Consider the following 2,523-nt stretch of genomic DNA (forward strand, 5'->3'; position numbering starts at 1 on the left):
GGCAGGGGTGCTAGACCCTTTCCCAATGGCTTTAAACAACAATGCGAGTTTATTGTTTGGGGCACTAAGGGGGAATTACCCAGCTATGAGAGAAAAAGGGAAGCAGATTACCACTATGGCTACATTGAGGCTAGAACCCCTATCAATGGCAAACAACACGCCACCCAAAAGCCCCTAGAGGTCTTAAAACACTGCTTAGCCATTGTGCCTAAGGGCGGGATTGTGTTAGATTGTTTTGCAGGCAGTGGGAGCACGGGAGTAGCGTGTATGCATTTAGGGCTTAATTTTATTGGGGTGGAAAAATCTAAGCAATATGCTCAGATCGCCCAAGAGAATTTAAGACGGGCTTTAGGTGATGAGGGGTTATTTGCTTAAAGGGGTGTTAATGGGTATTGGGGTGTTGTTGTTGGGTGCTTGCACGCCCAGAGTGGTTTATAAAGATGTCTATATCCCCACCAAGTGCAAGGTTTTAAAGCCAGTTAGACCGCACAAGAGCTTAAACACGCTAGAATACCTCAAAGCCCTTTTGATTTACACCGAGCAATTAGAAAAAGACCTAGACTTTTGCACCACGGGGGGAAATTTTAACCCTTGATTATTCAGGGGTTGTGGGCTAATATCCCCCAATCCTGCATAGGTGTTTTAACAAAAACAGCCCTAAACTCCGCCTATGTAGGCTTAACCCTTGTTTGGTTATTGGTTTTTGTCTAATATTGCCCCTGCGCCCTTTAGGCTTTGCCATTCCTTTAAGGGCGTGTTAAAGGTGATTGATGTTAGATTTTAATGTTCTCAAAGAAATGTTTGAACAGGACTTAAAAGCCTCTAGCCCCTCAATGGAGGAGTTCAAGCAAGCCCTAGCCTACTACCATGGCAACCAGTTACCCCCTGATGTGCTAAACACCATTTTAGAGCGCGGGCAGAGTCCGATTGTGGAAAACATCTATAAAATGATTGTTAATAAGATTTTGGGCTATAAAATACAGAGTATCCAAGAGGTTAGATTAACACCCCGTCAAGAGGAAGATAAGCCCCTAGCAGACCTTTTAAACGATTTATTAAAATATTTCAGCCAAAAGCGCAATTTTGATCAGGAGATGATTAAACGCGATAAAGATTTAATTATGGGGGGTTTATCGGTGGTGGAATTGTGGGCGATTGAGGATGAACAAGGTTACATTGATATTGAGCTTAAGGCTTTAGACCCGCTAAGTTTTATCATCGACTATCTAAGCGCGCACCCTAATGCCCTAGACGCACGGCGTTTCCACAAGGTGCTATTAAAGGATGAACAGAGTTTAAAGCAGATTTTACCCGATGTGGAGATCATCTACACCCACAACAAACAAGAGCGATTAGCGCGCATTATAGAAACTTGGGCTAAGGAGTTTGAGGGCACAGAATGGGTGTGGAATCGCTATCTTTGGAGCGAACAAGGGGGTATCTACAAGTTTGAGAGCAAGCCCTTTAAGAATAATTTACACCCCTTTATTATTGCCAAATTCTACCAAGATGAACAGAACCACTATTACGGGCTTTTTAGGGATATTAAGCCTATGCAAGATTATATTAACTATGCGGAAAACAGAATGGGCAATATGATGGGCTCTTTTAAAGCGATGTTTGAAGAAGATGGGGTTTTAAATATCGATGAATTTGTCGAACAAATGAGCTTAGACAATGCCATTGTCAAGGTCAGACCCGGAGCTCTCAAAGATAATAAGATTCAATTCATCAACAACCAAGCTGACATCGCAGCCCTAAGCCAAAAGGCAGAGCAAAAACGCCAGCTCATTAAGATTTTAGCGGGTTTAAATGATGAGAGTTTGGGGATGGCAATAAACAGACAGAGTGGGGTAGCCATAGCCCAGAGAAAAGAGAGCGGGCTTATGGGCTTGCAAAACTTCTTAAAAATTAGCGATGATATGGACAAACGCATCTTTGAATTAGCGGTCTCTTTGATGAGCCATTATTTCACTAAAAAGCAGGTGTTTAGAATTGTGGACGCTAAGATAGGCGATCGCTATTTTAGCATCAATGACAATGACCAGCATAAAATTAAGCCCTGTAAGTTTGATTTGATTTACAAGACCCAATTAAAGACAGAGAGCAAAGATGAACGATTCACCCACTGGAACGAGTTGTTAAAAGTGGTTAGCCCCATAGCCCCAAGCTTAGTGCCCCAACTCTTGCCCTTAATCCTTAAGGATATGGATAGCCCCATCACTGCAGATGTGATGGAAGTTTTAGAGCAAGACCAGCAAGCACAGGCGCAACAAGCCCACCCCCCCCCCCCCCCCCCCCCCCCCCCCCCCCCCCCCCCCCCCCCCCCCCCCCCCCCCCCCCCCCCCCCCCCCCCCCCCCCCCCCCCCCCCCCCCCCCCCCCCCCCCCCCCCCCCCCCCCCCCCCCCCCCCCCCCCCCCCCCCCCCCCCCCCCCCCCCCCCCCCCCCCCCCCCCCCCCCCCCCCCCCCCCCCCCCCCCCCCCCCCCCCCCCCCCCCCCCCCCCCCCCCCCCCCCCCCCCCCC

General features: G+C 48.3%; 3 protein-coding genes. All 3 read left to right on the forward strand.

The annotated features are described in order from the left end of the window. A partial coding sequence (locus C5684_RS07590) for a site-specific DNA-methyltransferase (protein WP_199764520.1) occupies positions 1–375 on the forward strand: 375 nt, incomplete at its 5' end. 10 nt (positions 376–385) lie between these two features. After that, the gene (locus C5684_RS07595) at positions 386–595 is read left to right on the forward strand and encodes a hypothetical protein (RefSeq protein ID WP_104639924.1); all 210 of its coding nucleotides are present in this window, start codon (positions 386–388) and stop codon (positions 593–595) included. Between the two features lie 175 nt (positions 596–770). Continuing rightward, positions 771–2,523 (forward strand): portal protein (locus tag C5684_RS07600; RefSeq protein ID WP_407645778.1); only part of this gene is annotated, 1,753 nt, incomplete at its 3' end.

This window comes from Helicobacter bizzozeronii (genome assembly GCF_900196775.1).
Taxonomy (GTDB): domain Bacteria; phylum Campylobacterota; class Campylobacteria; order Campylobacterales; family Helicobacteraceae; genus Helicobacter; species Helicobacter bizzozeronii.

Excerpts from the sequence above, each read along its gene's own strand:
- C5684_RS07595 (WP_104639924.1), top strand. The coding sequence starts at position 386 with ATGGGTATTGGGGTGTTGTTGTTGGGTGCTTGCACGCCCAGAGTGGTT.